The 25,975-nt window shown below is 34.1% G+C and carries 25 protein-coding genes and 1 other annotated feature; all 25 genes read right to left on the reverse strand.

The window, feature by feature from the left end; all coding sequences use genetic code 11:
- Positions 1–10: 10 nt before the first annotated feature.
- The gene (gene rplW / locus KGNDJEFE_RS00245; protein WP_006440498.1) at positions 11–301 is read right to left on the reverse strand and encodes a 50S ribosomal protein L23; all 291 of its coding nucleotides are present in this window, start codon (positions 299–301) and stop codon (positions 11–13) included.
- Positions 301–924 (reverse strand): 50S ribosomal protein L4, encoded by a 624-nt coding sequence (gene rplD / locus KGNDJEFE_RS00250; protein ID WP_006440497.1) that lies wholly within the window; start codon positions 922–924, stop codon positions 301–303. Before rplD ends, rplW begins: the two co-directional genes overlap by 1 nt.
- A 28-nt stretch (positions 925–952) precedes the next feature.
- Positions 953–1,582, reverse strand: coding sequence for a 50S ribosomal protein L3 (gene rplC / locus KGNDJEFE_RS00255; protein WP_006440496.1), 630 nt, complete (start codon positions 1,580–1,582; stop codon positions 953–955).
- A 92-nt stretch (positions 1,583–1,674) separates the two neighbouring features.
- Complete coding sequence (gene rpsJ / locus KGNDJEFE_RS00260; RefSeq protein WP_006440495.1) at positions 1,675–1,986, reverse strand: 30S ribosomal protein S10; 312 nt, start codon at positions 1,984–1,986, stop codon at positions 1,675–1,677.
- Positions 1,987–2,369: 383 nt separating this feature from the next.
- A complete protein-coding gene (tuf, locus tag KGNDJEFE_RS00265; protein WP_118549961.1) occupies positions 2,370–3,563 on the reverse strand; it encodes an elongation factor Tu in 1,194 nt (397 codons plus the stop codon).
- Between the two features lie 122 nt (positions 3,564–3,685).
- Entirely contained in the window at positions 3,686–5,752 is a 2,067-nt protein-coding gene (fusA, locus tag KGNDJEFE_RS00270; RefSeq protein WP_006440493.1) for an elongation factor G, read from the reverse strand.
- 63 nt (positions 5,753–5,815) lie between these two features.
- Positions 5,816–6,286 (reverse strand): 30S ribosomal protein S7, encoded by a 471-nt coding sequence (rpsG, locus tag KGNDJEFE_RS00275; RefSeq protein ID WP_006440492.1) that lies wholly within the window; start codon positions 6,284–6,286, stop codon positions 5,816–5,818.
- Positions 6,287–6,448: 162 nt separating this feature from the next.
- Complete coding sequence (gene rpsL / locus KGNDJEFE_RS00280; RefSeq protein WP_040410588.1) at positions 6,449–6,868, reverse strand: 30S ribosomal protein S12; 420 nt, start codon at positions 6,866–6,868, stop codon at positions 6,449–6,451.
- Positions 6,869–7,121: 253 nt separating this feature from the next.
- The gene (gene rpoC, locus KGNDJEFE_RS00285; protein ID WP_006440490.1) at positions 7,122–10,610 is read right to left on the reverse strand and encodes a DNA-directed RNA polymerase subunit beta'; all 3,489 of its coding nucleotides are present in this window, start codon (positions 10,608–10,610) and stop codon (positions 7,122–7,124) included.
- 120 nt (positions 10,611–10,730) lie between these two features.
- Positions 10,731–14,444: a DNA-directed RNA polymerase subunit beta gene (gene rpoB / locus KGNDJEFE_RS00290; protein ID WP_148881855.1), complete on the reverse strand. Its 3,714-nt coding sequence runs from the start codon at positions 14,442–14,444 to the stop codon at positions 10,731–10,733.
- A 295-nt stretch (positions 14,445–14,739) separates the two neighbouring features.
- Positions 14,740–15,105: a 50S ribosomal protein L7/L12 gene (gene rplL, locus KGNDJEFE_RS00295; protein WP_006440488.1), complete on the reverse strand. Its 366-nt coding sequence runs from the start codon at positions 15,103–15,105 to the stop codon at positions 14,740–14,742.
- 100 nt (positions 15,106–15,205) lie between these two features.
- Positions 15,206–15,706 carry a 50S ribosomal protein L10 gene (rplJ, locus tag KGNDJEFE_RS00300; RefSeq protein ID WP_006440487.1) on the reverse strand — a complete coding sequence of 167 codons (501 nt, stop codon included), beginning with the start codon at positions 15,704–15,706 and terminating at the stop codon, positions 15,206–15,208.
- Positions 15,707–15,749: 43 nt separating this feature from the next.
- Positions 15,750–15,876 (reverse strand) — a sequence feature (ribosomal protein L10 leader region).
- Between the two features lie 56 nt (positions 15,877–15,932).
- On the reverse strand, positions 15,933–16,631 hold the full coding sequence (gene rplA / locus KGNDJEFE_RS00305) for a 50S ribosomal protein L1 (protein ID WP_006440486.1): 699 nt from the start codon (positions 16,629–16,631) through the stop codon (positions 15,933–15,935).
- Between the two features lie 139 nt (positions 16,632–16,770).
- Positions 16,771–17,196, reverse strand: coding sequence for a 50S ribosomal protein L11 (gene rplK, locus KGNDJEFE_RS00310; protein ID WP_006440485.1), 426 nt, complete (start codon positions 17,194–17,196; stop codon positions 16,771–16,773).
- A 15-nt stretch (positions 17,197–17,211) separates the two neighbouring features.
- A complete protein-coding gene (nusG, locus tag KGNDJEFE_RS00315) occupies positions 17,212–17,754 on the reverse strand; it encodes a transcription termination/antitermination protein NusG (protein WP_006440484.1) in 543 nt (180 codons plus the stop codon).
- An 18-nt stretch (positions 17,755–17,772) separates the two neighbouring features.
- The gene (gene secE, locus KGNDJEFE_RS00320) at positions 17,773–17,991 is read right to left on the reverse strand and encodes a preprotein translocase subunit SecE (protein ID WP_006440483.1); all 219 of its coding nucleotides are present in this window, start codon (positions 17,989–17,991) and stop codon (positions 17,773–17,775) included.
- 28 nt (positions 17,992–18,019) lie between these two features.
- On the reverse strand, positions 18,020–18,169 hold the full coding sequence (gene rpmG / locus KGNDJEFE_RS00325) for a 50S ribosomal protein L33 (protein ID WP_006440482.1): 150 nt from the start codon (positions 18,167–18,169) through the stop codon (positions 18,020–18,022).
- A 278-nt stretch (positions 18,170–18,447) separates the two neighbouring features.
- Positions 18,448–19,641 (reverse strand): elongation factor Tu, encoded by a 1,194-nt coding sequence (tuf, locus tag KGNDJEFE_RS00330; protein WP_118549961.1) that lies wholly within the window; start codon positions 19,639–19,641, stop codon positions 18,448–18,450.
- Between the two features lie 81 nt (positions 19,642–19,722).
- Positions 19,723–20,373 (reverse strand): RNA polymerase sporulation sigma factor SigH, encoded by a 651-nt coding sequence (sigH, locus tag KGNDJEFE_RS00335; RefSeq protein ID WP_006440481.1) that lies wholly within the window; start codon positions 20,371–20,373, stop codon positions 19,723–19,725.
- Positions 20,374–20,418: 45 nt separating this feature from the next.
- On the reverse strand, positions 20,419–20,982 hold the full coding sequence (locus KGNDJEFE_RS00340) for an NYN domain-containing protein (protein ID WP_006440480.1): 564 nt from the start codon (positions 20,980–20,982) through the stop codon (positions 20,419–20,421).
- A complete protein-coding gene (rlmB, locus tag KGNDJEFE_RS00345) occupies positions 20,982–21,716 on the reverse strand; it encodes a 23S rRNA (guanosine(2251)-2'-O)-methyltransferase RlmB (RefSeq protein ID WP_006440479.1) in 735 nt (244 codons plus the stop codon). Before rlmB ends, KGNDJEFE_RS00340 begins: the two co-directional genes overlap by 1 nt.
- A 13-nt stretch (positions 21,717–21,729) precedes the next feature.
- Positions 21,730–22,488: an FAD-dependent thymidylate synthase gene (gene thyX / locus KGNDJEFE_RS00350; RefSeq protein WP_006440478.1), complete on the reverse strand. Its 759-nt coding sequence runs from the start codon at positions 22,486–22,488 to the stop codon at positions 21,730–21,732.
- Between the two features lie 189 nt (positions 22,489–22,677).
- Positions 22,678–24,000, reverse strand: a complete 1,323-nt coding sequence (locus KGNDJEFE_RS00355) for an IS3 family transposase (protein WP_148881763.1) — start codon at positions 23,998–24,000, stop codon at positions 22,678–22,680.
- Between the two features lie 126 nt (positions 24,001–24,126).
- Entirely contained in the window at positions 24,127–24,522 is a 396-nt protein-coding gene (locus KGNDJEFE_RS00360; protein ID WP_006440477.1) for a Mini-ribonuclease 3, read from the reverse strand.
- 3 nt (positions 24,523–24,525) lie between these two features.
- On the reverse strand, positions 24,526–25,851 hold the full coding sequence (gene cysS, locus KGNDJEFE_RS00365; protein WP_083780563.1) for a cysteine--tRNA ligase: 1,326 nt from the start codon (positions 25,849–25,851) through the stop codon (positions 24,526–24,528).
- Positions 25,852–25,975 lie beyond the last annotated feature (124 nt).

A 25,975-nucleotide genomic window follows, 5' to 3' on the forward strand; every position in this document is an offset into this window, starting at 1 on the left:
AGTTAGGATATTACATTCCCTGGAAGAATTCTATGTCTTTGCTTCCTTCTGTTAATTTAACAACAGCTTTTTTGAAGCTAGCAGTTCTTCCCTGAGTTCTACCCATTCTTTTCATTTTTCCATCATAGTTTAGTGTGTTTACTTTTTCAACTTTAACGTCGAATATAGCTTCTACAGCTTTTTTTATTTCAGTTTTGTTAGCTTTCTTATCTACAACAAAAGTGTATTTTTTGTCAGCCATTTCTGTCATACTTTTTTCAGTAACGACTGGTCTTATTATAACGTCATGTGGATTAGTCATTATGCGTACACCTCCTCCACTTTCTTAACAGCATCTGTAGTTATTACAAATGTGTCATGATTTAATATATCGTATACATTTAAAGTGTTAACTAATGCAGTCTGAACACCTTCTATGTTTCTTGCTGATTTTATTACGTTTTCGTTCTTTTCAGCTGTAACAACTAGAGCTTTTCTTGAAGCTTTTATGTTGTTTAATATAGCTACGAATTCTTTAGTTTTAGGAGCATCCATTGTTAATGCATCTAATACTATTATTTCGTTGTTCTGAACTTTTGAAGATAAAGCACATTTCATAGCTAATCTTCTAACTTTTTTAGGTAATGTGTATTTGTAGCTTCTTGGTTTTGGTGCGAAGGCAACTCCTCCACCTACCCACTGTACAGATCTAGTAGAACCCTGTCTAGCTCTTCCTGTACCTTTCTGTTTCCAAGGTTTTCTTCCGCCGCCTCTAACTTCTGCTCTAGTTTTAGCTGACTGAGTACCCTGTCTTCTATTTGCTAACTGACATTTAACTGCTTCGTAAAGCACATGTTCGTTAACTTCAACGTTGAATATAGAATCACATAATTCTATTTCACCAACATTCTGTCCGTTAATATTCATAACATTTATCTTTGGCATTTTTGTTCCTCCTTTCCTATCTTAGTAGTTATTTAGAAGCCTTAACTGCTTCTTTTATTGTTACTACTGAACCTTTAGCTCCTGGTATAGCACCTTTAACTAACATAAGATTTTTTTCAGCATCTACTCTTACTAAATCTAAATTCTGTATAGTAACTTTTACGCTACCCATGTGTCCTGCAAGTTTTTTGTTTTTGAAAACTCTACCTGGATAAGAACAAGCTCCCATTGAACCTGGTCTTCTGTGGTATCTAGAACCGTGAGTTTCTGGTCCTCTTGACTGTCCGTGTCTTTTTATTGGTCCCTGGAATCCTTTACCTTTAGATATTCCAGTAACATCTATTTTTGCACCTGCTTCGAATATATCAGCTTTTATTTCCTGTCCAACTGTATATTCTGCAGCATTTTCTACTCTGAATTCTTTTAAGTGTTTTTTAAGTACATTAGCTGCTGCTAAATGTCCTTTAGCTGGTTTGTTTAATGATTTTTCTTTAGCATCTTCAAAACCAACCTGTATTGCGTTGTATCCATCATTTTCTATTGTTTTAACCTGAGTTACAACAACTGGTCCAACTTCTACTACTGTAACTGGTATAACCACACCTTCTTCAGTGAATATCTGAGTCATACCAACTTTTTTCCCTAATATTCCTTTCATATTAGCACCTCCTATTATTTTCTTACAGCGGATTGCCCTTCGTAAAGAGTAATCATTCTAAGATATCTCTATCTTAGGCGGTTTATATGTTCTTATAATTTTATTTCTATATCAACACCAGCTGGTAAATCTAATCTCATTAGAGAATCAACTGTTTTCTGTGTTGGGTTAGCTATATCTATAAGTCTTTTGTGAGTTCTTATTTCGAACTGTTCTCTAGAATCTTTGTATTTATGAACAGCTCTTAATATAGTAACTATTTTCTTTTCTGTTGGTAGTGGCACAGGACCTGAAACCTGAGAACCAGCTTTTTTAGCAGTTTCTACTATTTTTCCAGCAGAAAAATCTAATAATTTGTGATCATATGATTTTAATCTTATTCTTATTTTTTCATTTTTAGCCATCTTGATTTCCCTCCTTCTACAAATATTTATTATAATTTTGATATCCCGCCGCCTCCGATACACTCTTCCGGGTGTTTCTATAACCCATTTTCAGCATTTTGCAGCGTTCAGCCAAAACTTCAACTAAATATATCTCTCAAGCACACTAATATATTTTACCTCATCTTACGTACTTTTGCAAGACTTTTTTTGTGCTTTTCAAATTTATTTTTATCTATTTTTAAAAATCTTACTGGCTACTTTTCTTTCTTTCAAACACTTTCCTTAGTATACAAAATTTTTGTATACATGTCAACTGTTTTTGAAATTTTATCCATAAAAAAAGAGAGATCATTTTGATCTCTCTTTCATCTATAACATTTAAGTAATTATCTATCAATTAATTATTCTATTATTGATGCAACTACACCAGATGCTACAGTTCTTCCACCTTCTCTTATTGCGAATCTTAATCCTTCTTCAACACATATAGAGTTTATTAAGTCAACTTCTATTGTTACGTTATCTCCAGGCATTACCATTTCTGTTCCTTCTGGTAATTTACAAGCTCCTGTTACGTCTGTTGTTCTGAAGTAGAACTGTGGTCTGTATCCATCGAAGAATGGAGTATGTCTTCCACCTTCTTCTTTTTTAAGAACGTATATTTCTGCTGTGAATTTTGTATGAGCATTAACTGTTCCTGGTTTTGCAAGAACCTGTCCTCTTTCTATTTCATTTCTCTGAACACCTCTTAATAATGCTCCTATGTTATCTCCAGCTTCTGCCTGATCTAGTAATTTTCTGAACATTTCTACTCCTGTTACTACTACTTTTCTTGGAGCTTCTGCTAATCCTACTAGTTCAACTTCGTCCTGTACTTTTAGTACTCCTCTTTCAACCCTACCTGTTGCAACTGTTCCTCTACCTGTTATAGAGAATACGTCTTCTACTGGCATTAAGAAGTCTTTATCAACATCTCTTTCTGGAGCTGGTATGTATTCATCTATCATTTCGAAGAATTCTACTATTTTATCTCCCCATTCGCTTGATGGATCTTCTAATGCTTTTAATGCAGATCCTCTTACTATTGGAGTATCATCTCCTGGGAAATCATATTCGTTTAATAATTCTCTTACTTCCATTTCAACTAATTCAAGAAGTTCTTCATCGTCTACCATATCACATTTGTTTAAGAATACAACTATGTAAGGTACACCAACCTGTCTTGATAATAGTATATGTTCTCTTGTCTGTGGCATTGGTCCATCAGTTGCTGATACAACTAATATAGCACCATCCATCTGTGCAGCACCAGTTATCATGTTTTTAACGTAGTCAGCATGTCCTGGGCAGTCAACGTGTGCGTAATGTCTGTTTGGAGTTTCATATTCAACGTGTGCAGTTGATATTGTGATTCCTCTTTCTCTTTCTTCTGGAGCTTTATCTATGTTAGCGAAATCTACTGCTTCTCCTAAGTGATATCTGTCGAATAATGTTTTTGTTATTGCTGCTGTTAATGTAGTTTTACCGTGGTCAACGTGTCCTATAGTACCTATATTAACATGAGGTTTACTTCTTTCAAATTTAGCTTTAGCCATTTTAAAAATCCTCCCTAGTAATATTATTTTTTTAAATTTATTTATCAGGGTAGCAAGAAGTTGCTACCCTTCTATTTTGTGCTTTTTAAATATTTGTGTGTTTGTTTATTTTGTTTTATATATTATTTACCATCTACTATTTTCTTAGCAACTGATGCTGGAACCTGTTCGTAGTGGTCAAATATCATTGTGTATGTTGCACGACCCTGAGTCATAGATCTTAGGTCAGTTGAGTATCCGAACATTTCAGACATTGGAACAAATGCGTTTATAACCTGAGCACCTGATCTAGCTTCCATTCCCTGTATAAGACCTCTTCTTGAGTTTAAGTCACCCATAACGTCACCCATGTAATCTTCTGGAGTAACAACTTCAACTTTGAAGTATGGTTCTAGTAATACTGCGTTACCCTGCTGCATAGCTTTTTTGAACGCCATAGAACCAGCCATTTTGAAGGCCATTTCTGATGAATCGACTTCATGGTAAGAACCATCGTATAATTCAACAGCAACGTCAACAACTGGATAACCAGCAACTATACCAGACTGCATAGCTCCCTGTATACCCATGTCAGTTGGACCAACGTATTCTTTAGGAACTGATCCACCAACAGTTTTGTTTTCGAATTTATATCCTTCACCTGGTTCAGTAGGGTTAACTCTGATCTTAACGTGACCGTACTGTCCTCTACCACCTGACTGTTTCTGATATTTGTATTCAACGTCAACTGGCTGAGTTATTGTTTCTCTGTAAGCAACCTGAGGGTTACCAACTTTAGCTTCAACTTTGAATTCTCTTAGAAGTCTGTCAACTATTATATCAAGGTGTAATTCACCCATTCCTGATATTATAGTCTGTCCAGTTTCTTCATCAGTTCTAACTGTGAAAGTAGGGTCTTCTTCAGCAAGTTTCTGAAGAGCTATACCCATTTTTTCCTGAGCTGCTTTAGAAGCTGGTTCTATAGCAACAGATATAACTGGTTCTGGGAATTCCATTGATTCAAGTATTATTGGAGCTGCTGGATCACAAAGTGTATCACCAGTAGTTGTATCTTTAAGACCAACTGCTGCAGCTATATCTCCAGCGTAAACTTCAGTTATTTCAGTTCTTGTATTAGCGTGCATCTGAAGTATACGTCCTATTCTTTCTCTTTTATTCTTAGTTGCATTTAATACATATGAACCAGAAGTAAGAGTACCAGAGTAAACTCTGAAGAATGCTAATTTACCAACGAATGGGTCAGTCATTATTTTGAATGCTAATGCTGAGAATGGTTCTTCGTCAGATGCATGTCTTTCAGATTCTTCTCCGTCTTCTAATATACCTTTTATTGATGGTATATCAGTTGGAGCTGGTAAATAATCTACTATAGCATCTATAAGAGGCTGAACACCTTTGTTTCTGTAAGCAGTACCACAGAATACTGGGTTCATTTCACAAGCTATTGTAGCTTTTCTTATAGCAGTTTTTAATTCTTCAACTGATATTTCTTCACCTTCAAGATATTTCATCATTAGCTCTTCGTCAGTTTCAGCTACTGCTTCAACCATTTTTTCTCTCCATTCCTGAGCCATTTCTTTCATATCTTCTGGTATTTCAGTTTCTTCCATTTCAACACCTTTGTCGTCTTTGTATATTATAGCGTCCATGTTTAATAGATCAACTATACCAACAAAGTCATCTTCTTTACCTATTGGTAACTGAAGAACAACAGCGTTTGCACTTAATCTTGTTTTCATCATTTCTACTGCATTGTAGAAGTCTGCACCAAGTATATCCATTTTGTTTATGAATGCTATTCTTGGTACTCCGTAAGTTTCTGCCTGTCTCCATACATTTTCAGACTGAGGTTCAACCCCACCTTTAGCACAGAATACAGCAACAGCACCGTCAAGAACTCTTAGAGATCTTTCAACTTCAACTGTGAAGTCGACGTGACCTGGAGTATCTATAACGTTTATTCTATTACCTTTCCATGTAACAGTTGTAGCAGCTGAAGTTATTGTTATACCTCTTTCTGCTTCCTGTTCCATCCAGTCCATCTGAGAAGCCCCTTCATGAGTTTCTCCTATTTTATGAGTTTTACCTGTATAGAAAAGAATTCTTTCTGTAGTAGTAGTTTTTCCTGCATCTATATGGGCCATTATCCCGATATTTCTAGTATTTTCTAGTGAAAACTCTCTAGCCATCTTTTTCCTCCTTAATTTACGAATTTAATTGGAAGATTTCTATTTAATCCGATTTTTAAAATCCTACCATCTGTAGTGAGCAAATGCTTTATTAGCTTCTGCCATTTTATGAGTATCTTCTTTTTTCTTAACTGAAGCTCCTGTGTTGTTAGCTGCGTCCATTATTTCTTTAGCTAGCTTTTCAACCATTCCTTTTTCTCCACGAGCTCTAGTGTATCTTACTAACCATCTAAGACCTAATGTCTGTCTTCTGTCTGGTCTAACTTCTATTGGAACCTGGTAGTTTGCCCCACCAACTCTTCTAGCTTTTACTTCTAATACTGGCATTATGTTTTCCATAGCTTTTTCGAAAACTTCTAAAGCGTCTTCTCCTGTTCTTTCAGCTATTAAATCAAATGCATCGTATACTATTTTCTGAGATTTTCCTCTTTTTCCGTCTAACATTAAATTGTTTATTAATTTAGTAACTACCTTACTTCCGTACATTGGATCTGGTAATACTTCTCTTTTTGGAACGTTACCTTTTCTTGGCATTTCGCTTCCCTCCTTAATTATTAAAATTTAAATCATAGGTACTCGACATCGAATAGTCAGCCGTGATGCCATAAATATATCTATATTTAAAGCACCTAACTTCTTTAATCACATTATAATCTATGTCTGTTTTTGTTTTTTCGTTATACTATATAACTTTTCTTATTTTTTGTCTTTAGGTCTCTTAGCACCGTATTTTGATCTAGACTGTCTTCTTTTGTCTACACCAGCAGTATCTAATGTACCTCTTAGTATGTGGTATCTAACCCCTGGTAAGTCTTTTACTCTACCACCTCTTATAAGAACAACAGAGTGTTCCTGTAAGTTGTGTCCTTCACCTGGTATATAAGCAGATACTTCTATACCGTTTGTTAATCTAACTCTGGCAACTTTTCTTAAAGCTGAGTTTGGTTTTTTAGGAGTAACTGTTTTAACTGAAGTACAAACTCCTCTTTTCTGTGGAGAACTTGCGTCAGTTGTTTTTTTGTTTAATGAGTTATACCCCTTCTGTAGTGCTGGAGCAGTAGATTTTTTTAGTATGTCTTTTCTACTTTTACGAACTAATTGGTTAATTGTTGGCATCATCTGCACCTCCTTCTTTTTTATTTTCGATCTTTCAGTGATCGCCAACTACAATCGTTTCTTTACGATTGATTTGCTGTGCTTTTAGCTTGATGCTTTTAGTTCTTTGTTACTTTCTTCTATAACTTAAAAGCACTAAGAGCTTTATAAAAAGCCCTTAGTGTACTTTTAAATCACACTTTTATTATTTTATCACCTAATATAACTGTTGTCAACAATTGATATTTTACATTTCACACATTTTTGTGTCAAATTATTCTTCAATTTTTTCAACTGCTATATTTCTGTATTTCTTCATTCCTGTACCAGCTGGTATAAGTTTACCTAATATAACATTTTCTTTTAGTCCTATTAAGTGGTCTTCTTTACCTTTTATAGCTGCTTCAGTAAGAACTCTTGTAGTTTCCTGGAATGAAGCGGCAGATAAGAATGATTCTGTAGCAAGAGATGCTTTAGTTATACCAAGTAATACTCTCTTAGCAACTGCAGGTCTTAATCCCTGAGCTATTGCATCTTCATTACATTTTTCATATACAAGAACATCTTCATATCCACCCGGAAGTAAATCTGTATCTCCTGGATCTTCTACTTTAACTTTAGATAGCATCTGTCTAACAATAACTTCTATATGTTTATCGTTAACATCAACCCCCTGTAGTCTGTAGACTCTCTGTACTTCTTTAACTATGTAATCCTGTACTCCACCGATTCCTTTAACTCTAACTATATCATGAGGATTTATAGAACCCTGAGTTATTGGATCCCCAGCTTCTACCATCTGTCCATCTTTAACTCTTACTCTTGAGCCATAAGGTATCTGATATGTCTGAGCTTCACCTTCAGCTGGAACAACGATTACTTCTTTTCTCTTACCTGTTTCATCTATTTTAACCTGTCCACTTACTTCTGTTATTATAGCAAGACCTTTTGGTTTTCTAGCTTCGAATAACTCTTCAACCCTTGGAAGCCCCTGAGTTATATCTCCACCGGCAACCCCACCTGTATGGAATGTACGCATTGTAAGCTGTGTACCCGGTTCACCGATTGACTGAGCTGCTATTATACCAACTGCTTCTCCTATATTAACTTCTTTACCTGTAGCAAGGTTTCTACCATAGCATTTTGAACAAACACCATGTTTAGTTTTACAGTTAAGAACTGTTCTTATGTTTACTTTTTCTATTCCTGCTGCAACTATTTTTTCAGCTGCATCTTCTTTTATCATAGAATCTGCAGGAACTAATACTTCACCAGTTTCTGGATGTACTATAGGATCTATAGTATATCTACCAACTATTCTATCGTATATTTCTTCTATTACTTCGTTTCCATCTTTTATAGCAAGAACTTCTGTAGTTTCTGTAGTTCCACAGTCTATATCTCTTACTATAACGTCCTGGCTGACGTCAACAAGTCTTCTTGTTAAGTAACCAGAGTCGGCTGTACGTAGAGCTGTATCGGCAAGACCTTTTCTAGCCCCATGCGCAGATGTGAAGTATTCAAGTACTGATAAACCTTCACGGAAGTTAGATTTAACTGGTATTTCGACAGTTTTACCAGATGCATTGGCCATAAGTCCACGCATACCTGCTAGCTGTCTTATCTGGTTCTTAGAACCTCTGGCTCCAGAGTGAGCCATTATGAATATATTATTTAATCTATCAAGGTTATCCATTAGGGCATTAGTTACTTTGTCAGTAGTTTCTGTCCAAGTAGCTATAACCTTTTCGTATCTTTCTTCATCAGATATAAGACCTCTTCTATAAGCCTTACCTAATTTTTCAACTTCTTTTTCAGCTTCTGCTATGTATATTTCTTTTTCTTTAGGTATTGCCATATCCGCAACTGCAACTGTTATACCACCTACAGTAGAATATTTGAAACCTATACCTTTAACATAGTCAAGTAATTCAGCTGTTATAGTGTTTTCATGTTTTCTGAAACATTTATCTATTATTTTACCAAGATATTTCTTAGTAACAACTTCATCTATTTCTAAACTGAATGGATCTTTTTCTCTATCTACAAATCCTAAATCCTGAGGTATACCTTCATTGAATATGAATCTACCAACAGTACTTTCTACTAGAGCAGATCTTCCATCAGGAAGAACTTTTCTAACTTTTACTAAAGCGTGTAATTCAACAACTTTATTGTAGTAAGCAAGTAATAATTCATTGTAGTCTTTGAATATCATACCTGTTCCTTTAGCACCATCCTGTGCTTCTATTGTTAAATAGTAACTTCCAAGAACCATATCCTGAGAAGGAGTTGTTATTGGAGAACCATCTTTTGGAGCAAGTATATTGTTTACAGATAGCATTAAGAATCTTGCTTCTGCCTGTGCTTCTACTGATAGAGGAACGTGAACGGCCATCTGGTCACCGTCGAAGTCGGCATTGTACGCTGTACAAACTAGTGGATGTAGTTTTATAGCCTTACCTTCAACAAGTACTGGTTCGAAAGCCTGTATTCCTAGTCTATGTAGAGTAGGGGCACGGTTAAGTAAAACTGGATGGTTTTTAATAACGTCTTCTAAAACGTCCCATACTTCAGTTTTTACTTTTTCTACTATTGATTTCGCACTTTTTATATTGTGTGCATAACCTTCTTCTACTAATTTATCCATAACAAATGGTTTGAATAATTCAAGTGCCATTTTCTTAGGAAGACCACACTGGTAGAATTTAAGTTCTGGTCCAACTACTATAACAGAACGTCCTGAGTAGTCAACACGTTTACCAAGTAAGTTCTGTCTGAAACGTCCCTGTTTACCTTTAAGCATATCTGATAAAGATTTTAATGGTCTGTTTCCTGGTCCTGTAACAGGTCTACCTCTTCTACCATTGTCTATAAGTGCATCGACTGCTTCCTGAAGCATTCTTTTTTCATTTCTTACTATTATATCTGGAGCTCCTAATTCTAGAAGTCTTTTTAATCTGTTATTTCTGTTTATAACTCTTCTATAAAGATCATTTAGGTCAGAAGTTGCGAATCTACCACCGTCTAACTGAACCATTGGTCTTATGTCTGGTGGTATAACTGGAATAGCATCAAGTATCATCCATTCAGGTTTATTTCCTGATTTTCTGAATGCTTCAACTACTTCTAGTCTTCTTATTGTTCTTATTCTTTTCTGTCCTGTACTATCTTTTAAGTCAGCTCTTAATTCTTTACTCTGCTGTTCTAGGTCTATATCCTGTAAAAGTTTTTTTACAGCTTCAGCACCCATACCAACTTCAAAGCTACCATATCCGTAGTTGTCTACAGCATCTCTGTATTCTTTTTCTGTTAAAAGCTGTTTAGCTGTTAATCCAGTTTCTTTTGGATCTGTTACTACATATGAAGCAAAGTAAAGTACTTTTTCAAGAGCTCTTGGAGACATGTCTAAAAGAAGACCCATTCTACTAGGTATTCCTTTGAAGTACCATATATGAGACATTGGAGCAGCTAGCTCTATATGACCCATTCTCTCTCTTCTAACTTTTGATTTTGTTACTTCAACTCCACATCTATCACATACTACGCCTTTATATCTAACTCTTCTGTATTTCCCACAGTGACATTCCCAGTCCTTCTGAGGTCCGAATATTCTTTCACAGAAAAGACCATCTTTTTCTGGTTTCAGCGTACGGTAATTTATAGTTTCTGGTTTTTTTACTTCCCCTCTCGACCACTGTCTTATTTTCTCTGGAGAAGCCAATCCTATTTTTATCGACTCGAAATTGTTTAATTCAAACAAGGAGTTCTCTCCCTTCTATTTGAGATTTATTTTTATTGTCTAACTTTGATTATAGCTGTCTGAATTCCAGACAGCTATAACCCTGAAATTACTATTAAATTAAAGCTTATATTTTAGTTATTACATATCATCATCGTCGAATGCACCATCATCGTAGTCCATATCGTCGTTTTCAAATCCATCAGATAAACCATCGAAATCTATTTCTTCGTTATCCCCGAATTCGTCTTCTACTTCTTCAATAACATGAGTTTCCTCTATGTCATCTGGTATAACATCTAATTCGAAATCTGCTACTGATATACCGTCATCTTCGTAATCAACAGATTCTTTTACTTCTATTTCCTGATCTTCAGCAGTAAGAACTTTAACATCAAGACATAATGACTGAAGTTCTTTTATAAGAACCTTGAATGATTCTGGTATACCTGGTTCAGGTATATTTTCACCTTTAACTATAGCTTCGTAAGTTCTTACACGTCCTACAACGTCATCTGACTTAACTGTTAATATTTCCTGAAGGATGTGAGCTGCTCCGTATGCTTCAAGAGCCCAAACCTCCATTTCCCCGAATCTCTGTCCACCGAACTGAGCTTTACCTCCTAGAGGCTGCTGAGTTACTAGTGAGTAAGGTCCAGTACTTCTTGCATGAAGTTTATCATCAACTAAGTGATGTAGTTTTAAGTAATACATATAACCAACAGTTATTCTGTTATCGAATGAATCACCTGTTCTACCATCATATAAAGTAAGTTTACCATCTCTTGGGTATCCAGCTTCTTCAAGAGCATCCATTATATCGTACTCGTTTGCACCATCAAATACTGATGTAGCTACATACCAACCAAGTTTTTTAGCTGCTAAACCTAAGTGAACTTCAAGTACCTGTCCGATGTTCATACGAGAAGGTACCCCCTGTGGGTTAAGTACTATATCCATAGGTGTTCCGTCTTCCATGAATGGCATATCTTCTTCTGGTAATACTCTTGAGATAACCCCCTTGTTACCGTGACGACCGGCCATTTTATCTCCGACTTTTATCTTTCTCTTCTTAGCTATGTAACATCTTACAAGTTCGTTTACACCTGGAGATAAATCGTCTCCATTTTCTCTTGTAAACACTTTAACGTCTACTATTATACCTGATTCACCATGAGGTACTTTAAGTGAAGTATCTCTTACTTCTCTAGCTTTTTCACCAAATATAGCTCTTAGAAGTCTTTCTTCTGCAGTAAGTTCAGTTTCTCCTTTTGGAGTAACTTTACCAACTAATATATCTCCAGAATCAACTTCAGCACCTATTCTGATTATACCTCTATCATCAAGGTTCTTAATTGCAGATTCCCCAACGTTTGGTATATCTCTAGTTATTTCTTCAGGTCCAAGCTTAGTATCTCTAGCTTCACATTCGTATTCTTCTATATGTATAGTAGATAATCTATCTTCTCTTACTAATCTTTCATTTATTAAAACGGCATCTTCGTAGTTGTAACCTTCCCAAGTCATGAATGCTATGAAACAGTTTCTACCAAGTGCTATTTCTCCAAGGTCTGTTGCAGGTCCATCTGCTATAACATCCCCAGCTTTTATCTCTTCACCTTTTGATACTATAGGTGTCTGGTTTATACAAGTTCCTGCATTTGAACGTTTGAATTTAAGAAGTTTGTACTTATCTTTAGTACCATCTTCTTTTTTGATTATTATTTCATCTGCAGATACTCTATCTACAACCCCACCATTTTTAGCAACAACAACTGCACCAGAGTCTTTTGCTGCTCTGTATTCTATACCTGTTCCTATGATTGGAGCTTCTCTTCTTACTAGAGGCACTGCCTGACGCTGCATGTTTGATCCCATTAGGGCACGGTTGGCGTCGTCGTTTTCAAGGAATGGTATCATAGCTGTTGCAACAGATACAACCTGTTTAGGTGATATATCCATGTAGTCAACTTTATCTGAAGATAGAAGTTCTAGAGCACCATTTACAGTTCTACATGCTATTCTGTTGTTTATGAATTCACCATCTTCAGTTAAAGGCTCATTTGCCTGTGCTCTGACGAATAAATCTTCTTCATCAGCTGTTAGATAGTGTATTTCATTTGTTACTCTTCCAGTTTCTTTATCATATTTTCTATATGGAGATTCTATAAATCCATATTCATTTACTTTTGCATATGTTCCAAGTGAGTTTATAAGACCTATATTTGGCCCTTCTGGAGTCTCTATCGGACACATTCTACCATAGTGTGAATGGTGAACGTCACGGACTTCGAACCCAGCTCTTTCTCTTGAAAGACCACCTGGTCCAAGCGCTGATAATCTTCTCTTATGAGTTAATTCAGATAATGGGTTAGTCTGGTCCATGAACTGTGATAACTGAGAACTTCCGAAGAATTCTTTTATCGCAGCAGAAACCGGTCTTATATTAACAAGAGCCTGAGGAGTTATAGATTCCATGTCCTGAACAGTCATTCTTTCTTTTATAACTCTTTCCATTCTTGAAAGACCTATTCTAACCTGATTCTGAAGTAATTCACCTACTGATCTTATTCTTCTGTTTCCTAAGTGGTCTATATCATCTATAGTACCAACACCGTAGAATAAGTTGAATTCGTAACTTATTGAAGCTATTATATCGTCAAGAAGTATGTGTTTTGGTATTAATTCTTTCATTCTTGATTTTATAGCTTCTTTTATTTCTTCTTCATCATCGTAGTTGTCTAATATTTCTTTTAATGTTGGGTAATGTACTTTTTCTTTTATTTTAAGATCTGATATATCGAAGTTTACATGAGCTTCTATATCAACAAAGTTATTACCTATTACTTTTATTTCTTTTTCGTCATCTACTAATAGATGAACAACATTTATACCTGCATTCTGTATATCTTTAGCAACATTGTATCCTATAGTTTCGCCTGCTTTTACGAACACTTCCCCAGTTTCTGGGTTAACTATATCTCTAGCAGCAACTCTATTCATTATTCTATAGCATATTGCTAGTTTTTTATTGAATTTGTATCTACCTACTTTTGCAAGGTCGTATCTCTTTGGATCAAAGAATAGTGCATTTATTAATGAAGACGCACTTTCTACTGTTGGTGGTTCACCTGGTCTAAGTTTTTTGTATATTTCTATAAGACCTTCTTCAACAGTGTTAGTGTTGTCTTTTTCAAGTGTAGCTGATAATCTTTCATCTTCACCTAAAAGTTCTATTATTTCTGCATCTGATCCTATTCCTAGAGCTCTTAATAATACAGTAACTGGCTGTTTTCTAGTTCTATCAACTCTTACTGATATAACATCATTTGAATCAGTTTCGTATTCAAGCCATGCCCCTCTATTAGGGATAACAGTAGAAGATATTAATCTCTTACCAGTTTTATCTCTTTCTTCAGCGTAATAAACACTAGGAGATCTTACAAGCTGACTGACTATAACCCTTTCCGCACCATTTATAACGAAAGTTCCTCTTTCTGTCATAAGTGGGAAGTCACCCATAAATACTTCCTGTTCTTTTATTTCGCCTGTTTCTTTATTTATAAGTCTAACTTTAACTTTTAGAGGTGCACAATATGTAGCATCTCTTTCCTTACATTCTTCTATATCATATTTTGGATTTTCATCTAAAGAATAATCGACAAATTCTAATATAAGATTACCTGTATAATCCTCTATTGGTGAAATATCATCGAATACTTCTTTTAACCCTTCTTCTAAAAACCACTTATAAGAATCCACCTGGATTTCTATAAGATTTGGCACGTCAGCTATTTCTTTTATCTTAGAAAAGCTCATTCTTTTTCTTTTACCTATCGTGACAGGATGTGGCATTTCACTCTTCACCTCTCATTTTTCAAAGTTATTATTCAAAGTTCATTCTATAACGCATCTAATGATTATAGCACAAATTTAAACTTTTTCCAAGTATTTTTTTCTCCGAACAAAAAATTTATTGACCTCAAATATTTTTCTAATCAAAAAATTTTTAAAAATACAGAATGCTTATCTATATAATAACTCATTACAATGCAATATAACAGAAAAAACTCTATTTTTTGTAAAAAAAAAGTGTCCATTAAATTATGGACACTTTTGTCGTCTAGTTTATTGTTCAGTAAAATTAAAACTATTTAACTTCTACTTTTGCACCAGCAGCTTCTAGTTTTTCTTTTATCTGTTCAGCTTCTTCTTTAGAAGCTCCTTCTTTAACTGTTTTAGGAGCGTTGTCAACTACTTCTTTAGCTTCTTTTAATCCTAATCCAGTTATTTCTCTAACAACTTTTATAACACCTATTTTTGAAGATCCTGCATCTGCTAATACTACGTCAAATTCAGTTTTTTCTTCTGCAGCAGCAGCTCCACCAGCTGCACCAGCTACCATTACTGGAGCTGAAGCAGAAACACCGAATTTTTCTTCTGCAGCTTTAACTAATTCATTTAATTCTAAAACTTTCATGTTTTCTATAGCTTCTAATATCTGTTCTATTGTCATTTTAAGCACCTCCGAATTTTCTCTCTTGTTTAATTTAATTAATTATATTCTGGTAAGTCGTTTCGACTTTTTCCCGTTTGTTTATTGGACTAAGCAGCTATTAAGCTTCTTCTTCCTGTTTCTTTGCTATCGCATCTACTAAGTATACGAAGTTTGATACTGGAGCTTTTAAGCTTCCAAGTAATTTTGCGATAAGTTCTTCTCTTGATGGTATGTTTGCTAATTCCATTATCTTAGCTTCATCGTAGAATTCACCTTCAACTACACCCATTTTTAATTTCATTTTTGGATGAGTTTCTATGAATTTTTTAAGTATTCTAGCTGGAGCAACTGGATCATCGTATCCAAATGCTATAGCGTTAGTTCCTACTAATAATTCATCGTTGAACTGTTCTATTCCTACTTCCTGAGCAGCTCTTCTTACTAAAGTATTTTTGTATACTTTGTAATCAACACCAGCTTCTCTCATAACTTTTCTTAATTCTGTAACTTCAGCAACTGTTAATCCTTTGTAGTCAACTACAACTGCAGAAGAAGAATTATTTAATTTTTCTACTATTTCAGAAACAACTAATGATTTAACTTCTAAAGCTTTTCTCATTAATCTGCGCACCTCCTTATCAAATAGATGTTATTTTATTTACCGTATCATTTAAAAAGCCTCTGTATCGACGGACGCAGAGGCTTAAACATTCTAAATAATATATCTAAAACCTCGGCGGGAAATTAAGCTTACGCACCCACTGTCTACGGCAAATCTATTCTTTTTTTACATTGACTATGATATGATATCATTTTTGTCAACCTGTGTCAACAGTTTTTTAAAATTATTCAGTAACTCTTGCTGGGTTAACTTTTACACCAGGTCCCATTGAAGAAGCAACTGATATACTTCTTAAGTACTGACCTTTAGCAGCAGATGGTTTAGCTTTTATTATAGCTTCCATTAAAACTGCAAAGTTCTGAGCAAGTTTTTCTCCACCGAATGATACTTTTCCTATTGGAACGTGTATTATGTTAGTTTTGTCTAATCTGTATTCAACTTTACCAGCTTTTATTTCGTTAACAGCTTTAGTTACGTCGAATGTAACAGTTCCTGATTTAGGGTTAGGCATTAAACCTTTTGGTCCTAATACTCTACCTAGTCTACCAACTACACCCATCATGTCTGGAGTAGCAACAACTATATCGAAATCAAACCAGTTTTCTCCCTGTATTTTCTGTACCATTTCTTCAGCACCTACGAAATCAGCTCCAGCAGCTTCAGCTTCTTTAGCTTTTTCACCTTTAGCGAAAACTAAAACTTTTTTAGTTTTACCAGTACCGTTTGGTAATACAACAGCACCTCTAACCTGCTGATCTGCGTGTCTTGAGTCAACACCTAATCTTACGTGTGCTTCAACTGTTTCGTCGAATTTAGCTTCTGCAACTTCACATACTAATGATAAAGCCTGAGAAGCATCGTATAAATTACTTCTGTCTATTTTGCTTAACGCGTTTGCGTATCTTTTACCTCTTTTAGCCATTATTAATTTTCCTCCTTGTGGTAATTTCGGTCTTTAGACCTCCCACTTCATATAAAACAAAGTGTTTTAAATTCTAATTTAATATTTTTTAATTTCCGATAAATCGGTTTTTGATGTTTAAAAGTTAATCAACTAATAATTAGTCAACTACTTCTACACCCATACTTCTAGCTGTACCAGCTATCATGCTCATTGCTGCTTCAACGTTAGCTGCATTTAAGTCAGGCATTTTTAATTCTGCTATTTCTCTTACCTGTGCAGATGTTATTTTAGCAACTTTCTTTTTGTTAGGTTCTCCTGATGCTGATTTAAGATTACAAGCTTTCTTTATTAAAACAGCAGCTGGAGGAGTTTTAGTTATGAAACTGAATGATCTATCCTGATATACAGTTATAACAACTGGTATTATCATTCCAGCCTGATCTGCAGTTTTTGCATTAAATTCCTTTGTGAATCCCATTATGTTGACACCGTGCTGTCCTAGTGCTGGACCAACTGGTGGTGCTGGTGTAGCTTTTCCAGCAGGTATCTGTAATTTTATCTGACCTATTACTTTTTTAGCCATTTAAAGTGCACCTCCTTAGATTTTCTCTATACTTTGAATCCCTATAGTTACTGGGGACTTTCTACCGAATATTTCTGTTAATAATTTTACTTCTTTTTTCTCCGCGTTAACTTCTTCTACAGTACCTACGTTACCTGCAAAAGATCCATTTATGATTTTAACAACGTCGCCAGGTTCAAAATCTACGTCACCACCTACAACTTCCTGAGCAGGTAATTCTATTCCCATAGCAATTACTTCCTCTTCGCTTAATGGTACAGGTTTTGATCCAGGGCCAACAAATCCAGTAACGCCTTTAGTATTTCTAACTACGTACCAAGATTCATCTGTTATAATCATTTTTATTAATACATAACTTGGATAAACTTTACGTTGTCTTATCTTTTCATTTCCTTTTGGAGTTTTCTCTACTACATTTTCAGTAGGAACAACAACGTGAGTTATGATATTTTCCATACCTCTTGTTATTACCGCTCTTTCTATAGTAGCTTTAACTTTATTTTCATGTCCTGAATAAGTGTGAACAACGTACCATTTTGCTTCTTGTAATTCTGACATAATTCTTACTCCTTTACCTTACTTTAGTAATAATGCAAGGGCACCAGATAGTACTGTATCTATCCCCCATATTGCTAAAGTTGAAAATATAACTACTGCTAAAACCACACCTGTGTTGCGGAACAGTTCTTTTCTAGTCGGCCAAGTTACTCTTTTAAGCTCAGCTTTTGTTTCTCTGAAGTAACCGAACAGACCAGCTTTTTCTTTCTTTTCAACAGCCTGATTTTCTTCTGCCATTAATTTCACCCCTTAAAGTAAAACGAAATTATTTTGTTTCTTTATGTAGAGTATGTTTTTTGCAGAATTTACAATATTTTTTAAGTTCTATTCTGTCTGGATTGTTTTTCTTATTTTTAGTAGTGTTGTAATTTCTCTGTTTGCATTCTGTACATGCTAAAGTAACTTTTACTCTCATCGTTACACCTCCATTTGTTTATACAATAAATATATATATTGAATAATATGATATATCCGGTGTTTTGGAAATACCATTACCTTCCATAAACATTACTCTGTATAAATTACCACAAACTAGCGGTCTATGTCAACAATTTTATTAATTTCTTGCGTTATTTTTTGTAAACACTCATCCTGGCGTAACATAAACATCTCACTCTAAAAAATTCTAAAAAAAGAGAGACCGTAATGATCTCTCTTTTATCTATAACACTTAAGTAATTATCTATCAATTAATTATTCTATTATTGATGCAACTACACCAGATGCTACAGTTCTTCCACCTTCTCTTATTGCGAATCTTAATCCTTCTTCAACACATATAGAGTTTATTAAGTCAACTTCTATTGTTACGTTATCTCCAGGCATTACCATTTCTGTTCCTTCTGGTAATTTACAAGCTCCTGTTACGTCTGTTGTTCTGAAGTAGAACTGTGGTCTGTATCCATCGAAGAATGGAGTATGTCTTCCACCTTCTTCTTTTTTAAGAACGTATATTTCTGCTGTGAATTTTGTGTGAGCATTAACTGTTCCTGGTTTTGCAAGAACCTGTCCTCTTTCTATTTCATTTCTCTGAACACCTCTTAATAATGCTCCTATGTTATCTCCAGCTTCTGCCTGATCTAGTAATTTTCTGAACATTTCTACTCCTGTTACTACTACTTTTCTTGGAGCTTCTGCTAATCCTACTAGTTCAACTTCGTCCTGTACTTTTAGTACTCCTCTTTCAACTCTACCTGTTGCAACTGTTCCTCTACCTGTTATAGAGAATACGTCTTCTACTGGCATTAAGAAGTCTTTATCAACATCTCTTTCTGGAGCTGGTATGTATTCATCTATCATTTCGAAGAATTCTACTATTTTATCTCCCCATTCGCTTGATGGATCTTCTAATGCTTTTAATGCAGATCCTCTTACTATTGGAGTATCATCTCCTGGGAAATCATATTCGTTTAATAATTCTCTTACTTCCATTTCAACTAATTCAAGAAGTTCTTCATCGTCTACCATATCACATTTGTTTAAGAATACAACTATGTAAGGTACACCAACCTGTCTTGATAATAGTATATGTTCTCTTGTCTGAGGCATTGGACCATCAGTTGCTGATACAACTAATATAGCACCATCCATCTGTGCAGCACCAGTTATCATGTTTTTAACGTAGTCAGCATGTCCTGGGCAGTCAACGTGTGCGTAATGTCTGTTTGGAGTTTCATATTCAACGTGTGCAGTTGATATTGTGATTCCTCTTTCTCTTTCTTCTGGAGCTTTATCTATGTTAGCGAAATCTACTGCTTCTCCTAAGTGATATCTGTCGAATAATGTTTTTGTTATTGCTGCTGTTAATGTAGTTTTACCGTGGTCAACGTGTCCTATAGTACCTATATTAACATGAGGTTTACTTCTTTCAAATTTAGCTTTAGCCATTGTCTAAATTCCTCCCTTAATAATATTATTTTTTATTTACCTTATTGCAGTTGCAATATGTCTATGTTATGTATTTTACTATTAATTATTTACATTTTCAAGATGTTTCTCTAATTTTCTCTTCACTCTCTGCAATGCATTGTCAATAGATTTTGGTTCCTTACCTATTATATCGGCGATTTCTTGATATGATTTGCCGTTTAAGTACAATCCAAGAACCTCCTGCTCTAATTCGCTAAGCAGTTTATTTATCTTATCTTCTATATTTTTTAACTCTTCCTTACTTATAATAAGCTCTTCTGGATTAGTAACCATACTAGCTGTTATTATATCAAGAAGCGTTCTTTCTGACTCTTCATCGTATATTGGTTTGCTCAATGATACATAAGTATTTAGAGGAATATGCTTTTGTCTGGTAGCAGTCTTTATAGCGGTTATTATCTGTCTAGTTATACAAACTTCAGCAAAAGATCTAAACGAATGAGCTTTAGTTTCATCAAAATCTCTAATAGCCTTATAAAGTCCGATCATACCCTCTTGTATTATATCTTCTCTATCTGCTCCTATTAGGAAATAAGACTTCGCTTTAACCCTTACAAAATTTTTGTATTTTGCCATTATGTACTCAAGAGCCATTCTATCCCCATTAGCTGCTCTTTTAACTATTTCATATTCTTCTTTTTGTTGCTGATTTTCATTCTGTTCTACATTTTTTTCTTCCACTAGCTCCATCCAATCTCCCCCAATAAATATTTTATATTCAAAGGCATATATTATTTACTTTTTATTAATTCTCATTCTTTCTAATTTGTCCCAAACCTCTCTGTTTTCATGGTTCAACCTATCGCCTATAGTATTTCTCTGTATAGTTTTCTTATGACTGCTATTTTTTTCTCCTATCTTTTCCTTAGACTTCATAACATCTAACTGAAGTTCCCTAGCAGAAATTCTTGCAGCTCCTTTACCTAGTACAATCTGCTGCTCAGCGTAATCACTTGTTGCAACCTTTAGGTCTATAAACTCCTTATTAGGTAGCTCAGCAATATACTTTTCTATATAACTATCCGCTGTCTGATGCTCTTTAGTAAATACTATCTCAACAGAATCTGATCTCTTTTCTTCATACCCAGCAGAATTCTTTACATTATAAGCATCAAATACTATAGTTGTTTTGTATCCCATATACTTAGAAAACTCTATCATATAATCTATTAACTTCTCTCTAGAGCTTTCAAGGTTTATCTTAGATAATTCATTCAAATCATCCCATGCGTTAATTATATTGTATCCATCAACTATAAGAATTTTTTTCTTTTTCTTCTTTTTAAACTTTGCAGCCATTATTTACCCGAAGTTCTCTGTCTAAATACTTCATAAAGCAGTATTCCACCTGCTACCGATGCATTTAAAGACGTTACATTACCTACCATAGGCATACTAACTACAAAATCACAGTTCTGTTTAACAAGTCTTGATATACCAAATCCTTCACTTCCTACTACTAATCCTAAAGGACCTGTTAAATCCTGTTTATAGAACACTCCTCCATCCATGTCTGCAGCTGCAATCCATAGACCTTCTTCTTTTAGCATCTTTATAGTATTTACAATATTAGTTACCTTACACACAGGAACATACTCTACTGCCCCAGCAGATGCTTTTGCAACTACAGGAGTTATATCTACTGATCTTCTCTTAGGAATTACAACAGCATGAGCACCTACTGCATCTGCTGTTCTTATTATAGAACCTAAGTTATGAGGATCTGTTATCTCATCTAATATGATGATAAATGGATCTTCTCCCTTTTCCTTAACTTCTCTTACTACTTCTTCTATATCTTTATAGATATAATCACTTATAGTAGCTATAACACCCTGATGGGCGTGGCTAGTACTCATCTCATCCAGCTTATGTCTATCAACATACTGAATAACTATCTTCTTTTCCTTTGCCATAGCTATTATCTTCTTTATAGAACCTTCTTTTGAAGAATTAGATATAAGCAATTTTTCTATATGTCTATCGTTTTTTATCGCTTCTATTACGGGATTTCTTCCTTCTATTATAGCCATAATATTTTCCTTCCTATAAATTCTTAAATTTTTCTCTTATCTCAACAACCTTCCCACAAGTCATCTTTCCTTCTGGACAAGGTCCTTTCACACATTTTGGTCCACAGTTTCTAAACATTATAGGAGCTACTTTTTTCACTTCTTTAAGCATCTGTGTAGCCATTTCCCTTATTTCCCACTGAGCTCTTTCACAACATCTGTGGTCAAAGAAATTGTAAAGACTTCTAACATTCATAGTCATTACTATTTTTGTTTCACAAGCATTTGGGAAAACATATCTAGCATCTTCTATAGCCTTCTTTTCAGCTAATCTAGTTGCTTCTTTTTCTGATTTTCCTTCTTCCATAAATTCTTTTTTATGTTTTTCAGATAATATATCTACTATTCTATCGTAGTCTTTCTGATCTCTTTCCATAGCTTCTACAAATATCTTTTTAGCTTCCTCAGATTTTTCTATTTCTGGTGGAATTATATATTCAAACTGATCTAGTTTTACATATCTCTGAGATTGCTGAGAATAACTAGCTATTCTATGACGAACAATCTGATGAGAACATGCTCTAGATATCCCCTCTACTCCAAAAGTAAATGACACATGTTCAAGTGGAGACTCGTGTCCTATATCAGTTAACATTTTTAAAAAACTTTCTATCTTTTCATCTGTAAGATTTTCTTCTATTCCTTCAACACCAACTTTAGAGTAACAAAGCTTTGCCGCCATTGATACAACTTTCTCTGGTTCAGGTGTATGTGCAAGTAATTTAACTTTCATTTTATCACCCCTAAAATATAATAGTCCAATCTATATTATATCATTAAAATAATATTCTGTCGCAGTTTTTTATAAAAATAGAAATCAATAATAAAAGACATCTTACAAAAAAAATATATATTTTCAAATAAAAAAGGTGCTACCATAAACTAAAATGGTCCCTATGTCAAGGACATATATAAAAAAGTCTTAAGCAGCAAGCAGCTGACTTCTATATTGAATAGGAGTCAGCTGTTTTAAATTCCACTGACAACGATCATTATTATAATAATCCATATAATCATCTATTAAACTTTTTAACTCTTCAAATGTATTGCAACTTTTATAATCTATTTCATCTTTCATATGACCAAAGAATGACTCCTGCGGAGCATTGTCCCAACAATTACCTTTTCTAGACATAGATTGACCTAAATTATATTTTTTTAACAAGTTCTGAAAAATAGTACTTGTATAATGAACTCCTTGATCAGAATGAATAAATGCATCTTTATGTAATTTGTCTGAATTTGATAACATGAGATTGTTAATAGTTGAAATAACAATATCCATTTTTAAATTCTTCGATAAATGATACGATAAAATTTCATTCGTAGAAGAATCTTTTACAGTTGATAAATATGCTGTTTTCCCATTGCCGTACGGCATATACGTAATATCAGTTAAAAGTACTTTTCCTGGTATACCTTGTTTAAATTCTCTATTCAATTTATTAGGAACTGTGTGATGTTCTTTTCTTGCTTTTCCCATACGTTTAGCTGGATTTGACTCGCGAATAGGACATTTAATTCCATATTTTTTCATTATTCTTTGAATTTTTTTTCTGTTAAATATTATATTAAATTTACTTTTTAAAATCATTTTTATTGAACGAGAACCTTTTTTGTATCCTCTGAACTTATATGCTTTAAGAATTATTTCTTTTGCTTCTAAATCCTTTTCTTCTTGTTTGCTTATTACATTCTTGTTTTTTAAATAGTTATAAAATCCAGATCTAGATACTCCTGCAACAATACATAGATGTTTTATCATTTTTTTTAAACAATATTTATTTATTACATCATTAATTAATTTGAATATTTTCACCGAAGGTAGCTTATTATTCATCACCTGCCTTTCTTCGAAGTCTAGCTTTTTTACTAGTTCTAGCTCTGCTTTAAGATATGCTATTTCAGCATCCTTCTTATCTATTATCTCTTTATCTGTTAATTTTCTTTTTCTTGGTCTTCCAGAATTATTAACTCTAGAATCATCTAGTCCCAAAATACCATTTTCTTTATATGACTTTCTCCATCGCTCGCTAGCGCATTTAATACGTTTTGCACCTATGATGTTAGTGTCAAAACCTGCTTCTTTAAATATCTGTGTTGGATTTTTTCCCTTATTGTATTCTGTTATGAAATGTATTTTAAATTCATTTGTATATGTTATTGATTTACAGCTTACATTCTTTACAAATGGATTTTTTGATAGCTCTAATGTTTCTTCTTTACTAAATTGTTTTTTACTCATAAATTACTCACCTCTATATTAAAATTATACAAAAAAAGAACCTATAGATGAAACACCTTTTTACAAGTGTCCATTCTATAGGTTCCATTTTAAACATAAATGTTTAGTTAGTAGCACCTTTAAAATTTACATATCTTCTTCTATTATCGTAATTCCTCTTCTAACAATCTCTTCAAGTCTATCTATCTGCTTATCAAGATAAAGGTAACCAATCAGAGCTTCAAAACCAGTTGCATGTTTGTAATCTACTATATCCATATTCTTTGGAGCTGTGTTAGACTTCTGGTTTCTTCCTCTCTTAAAGATCCTCATCTCTTCCTCAGTTAAATCATTCTCTATAGTGTGAATAACCTTAGACTGAGCGTTTGCATTTACATATTTTATCGCCTGCTTGTGAAGAGTGTTCACCTTGTTATTGCAATTTTTTTTGATTAAATATTCTCTTATATAAGATTCATACACAGTGTCCCCAAGATAAGCAAGTACCAATGGAGACATAGTTATTAATTCACTTTTTTCCATTTTCTATACTCTTTTCCATTTAACACCCTGTCTAGTATCTTCAAGAACGATTCCCATATCAAGAAGCTGCTGTCTTATAGCATCTGCTTTTGCAAAATCTTTGTTCTTTTTAGCATCAGTTCTCTGCTGTATTAAAGCTTCTACTTCTGCATCTACAGAGTTGTCTTTTTCTTTATTTACTATATTTAAAACTCCTGTAAGTTCGTTAAATTCAGCTAAGCATTTTTCTGCAAATTCTTTAGAAGAATTTTCGTCTACATTTAAGTTTATAAATTTAGATAATTCAAATATAGCAGTTATAGCATCTGCAGTATTTAAGTCATCATCCATAACCTCAACAAATTTCTTTCTAAATCCATCAAGTTCTTCAACTAATGCTTTTTCTGCATCAGTCATTTCACCTTCTAAGTGAGATAATGTGAATACTAATTTTTCTTTAGTATTGTAAAGTCTTTCAAGTCCTGCTCCAGCCTGTGCTAATAAGTCGTCGCTGAAGTTTACTGGGCTTTTGTAATGAGCTGATAATAGGAAGAATCTAACTATTTCAAGATCGTATTTTTTAGATATATCTCTTACAGTGAAGAAGTTTCCTTTTGATTTACTCATTTTTTCGTTGTTTACATTTATATAACCATTGTGCATCCAGTATTTAGCAAATGGTTTACCACTTCTAGCTTCACTCTGAGCTATTTCGTTTTCGTGGTGAGGGAATGTTAAGTCCTGTCCACCTGCGTGTATATCTATAGTTTCTCCAAGATATCTCTTAGACATAACAGAACATTCTATATGCCAACCTGGTCTACCTTCGCCCCATGGACTATCCCATCCTGGTTCGCCTTCTTTTTTAGCTTTCCATAAAACGAAGTCCATTGGATGTCTTTTCTGTTCATTTACTTCTATTCTTGCTCCAGCTTCTAGGTCGTCTATATTCTGTCCAGATAATTTTCCATATCCTTCAAATTTTCTAGTGTCAAAGTATACATCTCCATTTACTGCATAAGCGTATCCTTTTTCTTCTAATTCCTGGATAAATTCTATTATCTGTGGAATATTCTGTGTAACCTGTGGATGAACTGTAGCTCTTTTTATTCCTAGTCCATCGCAGTCAACAAAGTATTCTTTTATATATTTTTCAGCTACTTCTTCTGGAGATATTCCTTCTTCGTGGCTTCTTTTTATTATTTTATCGTCTACATCTGTAAAGTTCTGTACATAAGTTACATCATAACCCTGATATTCTAAGTATCTTCTTAAAGTATCAAACATTATGAATGGTCTTGCATTACCTATATGTATATAGTTGTACACTGTAGGCCCGCACACATACATTTTAACCTTTCCGTTACATAAAATCTATAAATTTCTATAAATTACTTATAAAAAACTACAAATTCTTTTTCCCAATTCAACGAAGCCTATTTTACTATACAAATATAGCTACTTTAGTTTGTAT

The organism is Peptacetobacter hiranonis (assembly GCF_008151785.1).
GTDB classification, from domain to species: Bacteria; Bacillota; Clostridia; order Peptostreptococcales; family Peptostreptococcaceae; genus Peptacetobacter; species Peptacetobacter hiranonis.

What these genes read in the sequence shown, in the direction of transcription:
- rplW (WP_006440498.1), bottom strand. Translation starts at nt 301, where the DNA reads ATGACTAATCCACATGACGTTATAATAAGACCAGTCGTTACTGAAAAA.
- rplD (WP_006440497.1), bottom strand. Translation starts at nt 924, where the DNA reads ATGCCAAAGATAAATGTTATGAATATTAACGGACAGAATGTTGGTGAA.
- rplC (WP_006440496.1), bottom strand. Translation starts at nt 1,582, where the DNA reads ATGAAAGGAATATTAGGGAAAAAAGTTGGTATGACTCAGATATTCACT.
- rpsJ (WP_006440495.1), bottom strand. Translation starts at nt 1,986, where the DNA reads ATGGCTAAAAATGAAAAAATAAGAATAAGATTAAAATCATATGATCAC.
- tuf (WP_118549961.1), bottom strand. Translation starts at nt 3,563, where the DNA reads ATGGCTAAAGCTAAATTTGAAAGAAGTAAACCTCATGTTAATATAGGT.
- fusA (WP_006440493.1), bottom strand. Translation starts at nt 5,752, where the DNA reads ATGGCTAGAGAGTTTTCACTAGAAAATACTAGAAATATCGGGATAATG.
- rpsG (WP_006440492.1), bottom strand. Translation starts at nt 6,286, where the DNA reads ATGCCAAGAAAAGGTAACGTTCCAAAAAGAGAAGTATTACCAGATCCA.
- rpsL (WP_040410588.1), bottom strand. Translation starts at nt 6,868, where the DNA reads ATGCCAACAATTAACCAATTAGTTCGTAAAAGTAGAAAAGACATACTA.
- rpoB (WP_148881855.1), bottom strand. Translation starts at nt 14,444, where the DNA reads ATGCCACATCCTGTCACGATAGGTAAAAGAAAAAGAATGAGCTTTTCT.
- rplL (WP_006440488.1), bottom strand. Translation starts at nt 15,105, where the DNA reads ATGACAATAGAACAGATATTAGAAGCTATAGAAAACATGAAAGTTTTA.
- rplJ (WP_006440487.1), bottom strand. Translation starts at nt 15,706, where the DNA reads ATGAGAAAAGCTTTAGAAGTTAAATCATTAGTTGTTTCTGAAATAGTA.
- rplA (WP_006440486.1), bottom strand. Translation starts at nt 16,631, where the DNA reads ATGGCTAAAAGAGGTAAAAGATACGCAAACGCGTTAAGCAAAATAGAC.
- rplK (WP_006440485.1), bottom strand. Translation starts at nt 17,196, where the DNA reads ATGGCTAAAAAAGTAATAGGTCAGATAAAATTACAGATACCTGCTGGA.
- nusG (WP_006440484.1), bottom strand. Translation starts at nt 17,754, where the DNA reads ATGTCAGAATTACAAGAAGCAAAATGGTACGTTGTTCACACTTATTCA.
- secE (WP_006440483.1), bottom strand. Translation starts at nt 17,991, where the DNA reads ATGGCAGAAGAAAATCAGGCTGTTGAAAAGAAAGAAAAAGCTGGTCTG.
- rpmG (WP_006440482.1), bottom strand. Translation starts at nt 18,169, where the DNA reads ATGAGAGTAAAAGTTACTTTAGCATGTACAGAATGCAAACAGAGAAAT.
- tuf (WP_118549961.1), bottom strand. Translation starts at nt 19,641, where the DNA reads ATGGCTAAAGCTAAATTTGAAAGAAGTAAACCTCATGTTAATATAGGT.
- sigH (WP_006440481.1), bottom strand. Translation starts at nt 20,373, where the DNA reads ATGGAGCTAGTGGAAGAAAAAAATGTAGAACAGAATGAAAATCAGCAA.
- KGNDJEFE_RS00340 (WP_006440480.1), bottom strand. Translation starts at nt 20,982, where the DNA reads ATGGCTGCAAAGTTTAAAAAGAAGAAAAAGAAAAAAATTCTTATAGTT.
- rlmB (WP_006440479.1), bottom strand. Translation starts at nt 21,716, where the DNA reads ATGGCTATAATAGAAGGAAGAAATCCCGTAATAGAAGCGATAAAAAAC.
- thyX (WP_006440478.1), bottom strand. Translation starts at nt 22,488, where the DNA reads ATGAAAGTTAAATTACTTGCACATACACCTGAACCAGAGAAAGTTGTA.
- KGNDJEFE_RS00355 (WP_148881763.1), bottom strand. Translation starts at nt 24,000, where the DNA reads ATGAGTAAAAAACAATTTAGTAAAGAAGAAACATTAGAGCTATCAAAA.
- KGNDJEFE_RS00360 (WP_006440477.1), bottom strand. Translation starts at nt 24,522, where the DNA reads ATGGAAAAAAGTGAATTAATAACTATGTCTCCATTGGTACTTGCTTAT.
- cysS (WP_083780563.1), bottom strand. Translation starts at nt 25,851, where the DNA reads ATGTATGTGTGCGGGCCTACAGTGTACAACTATATACATATAGGTAAT.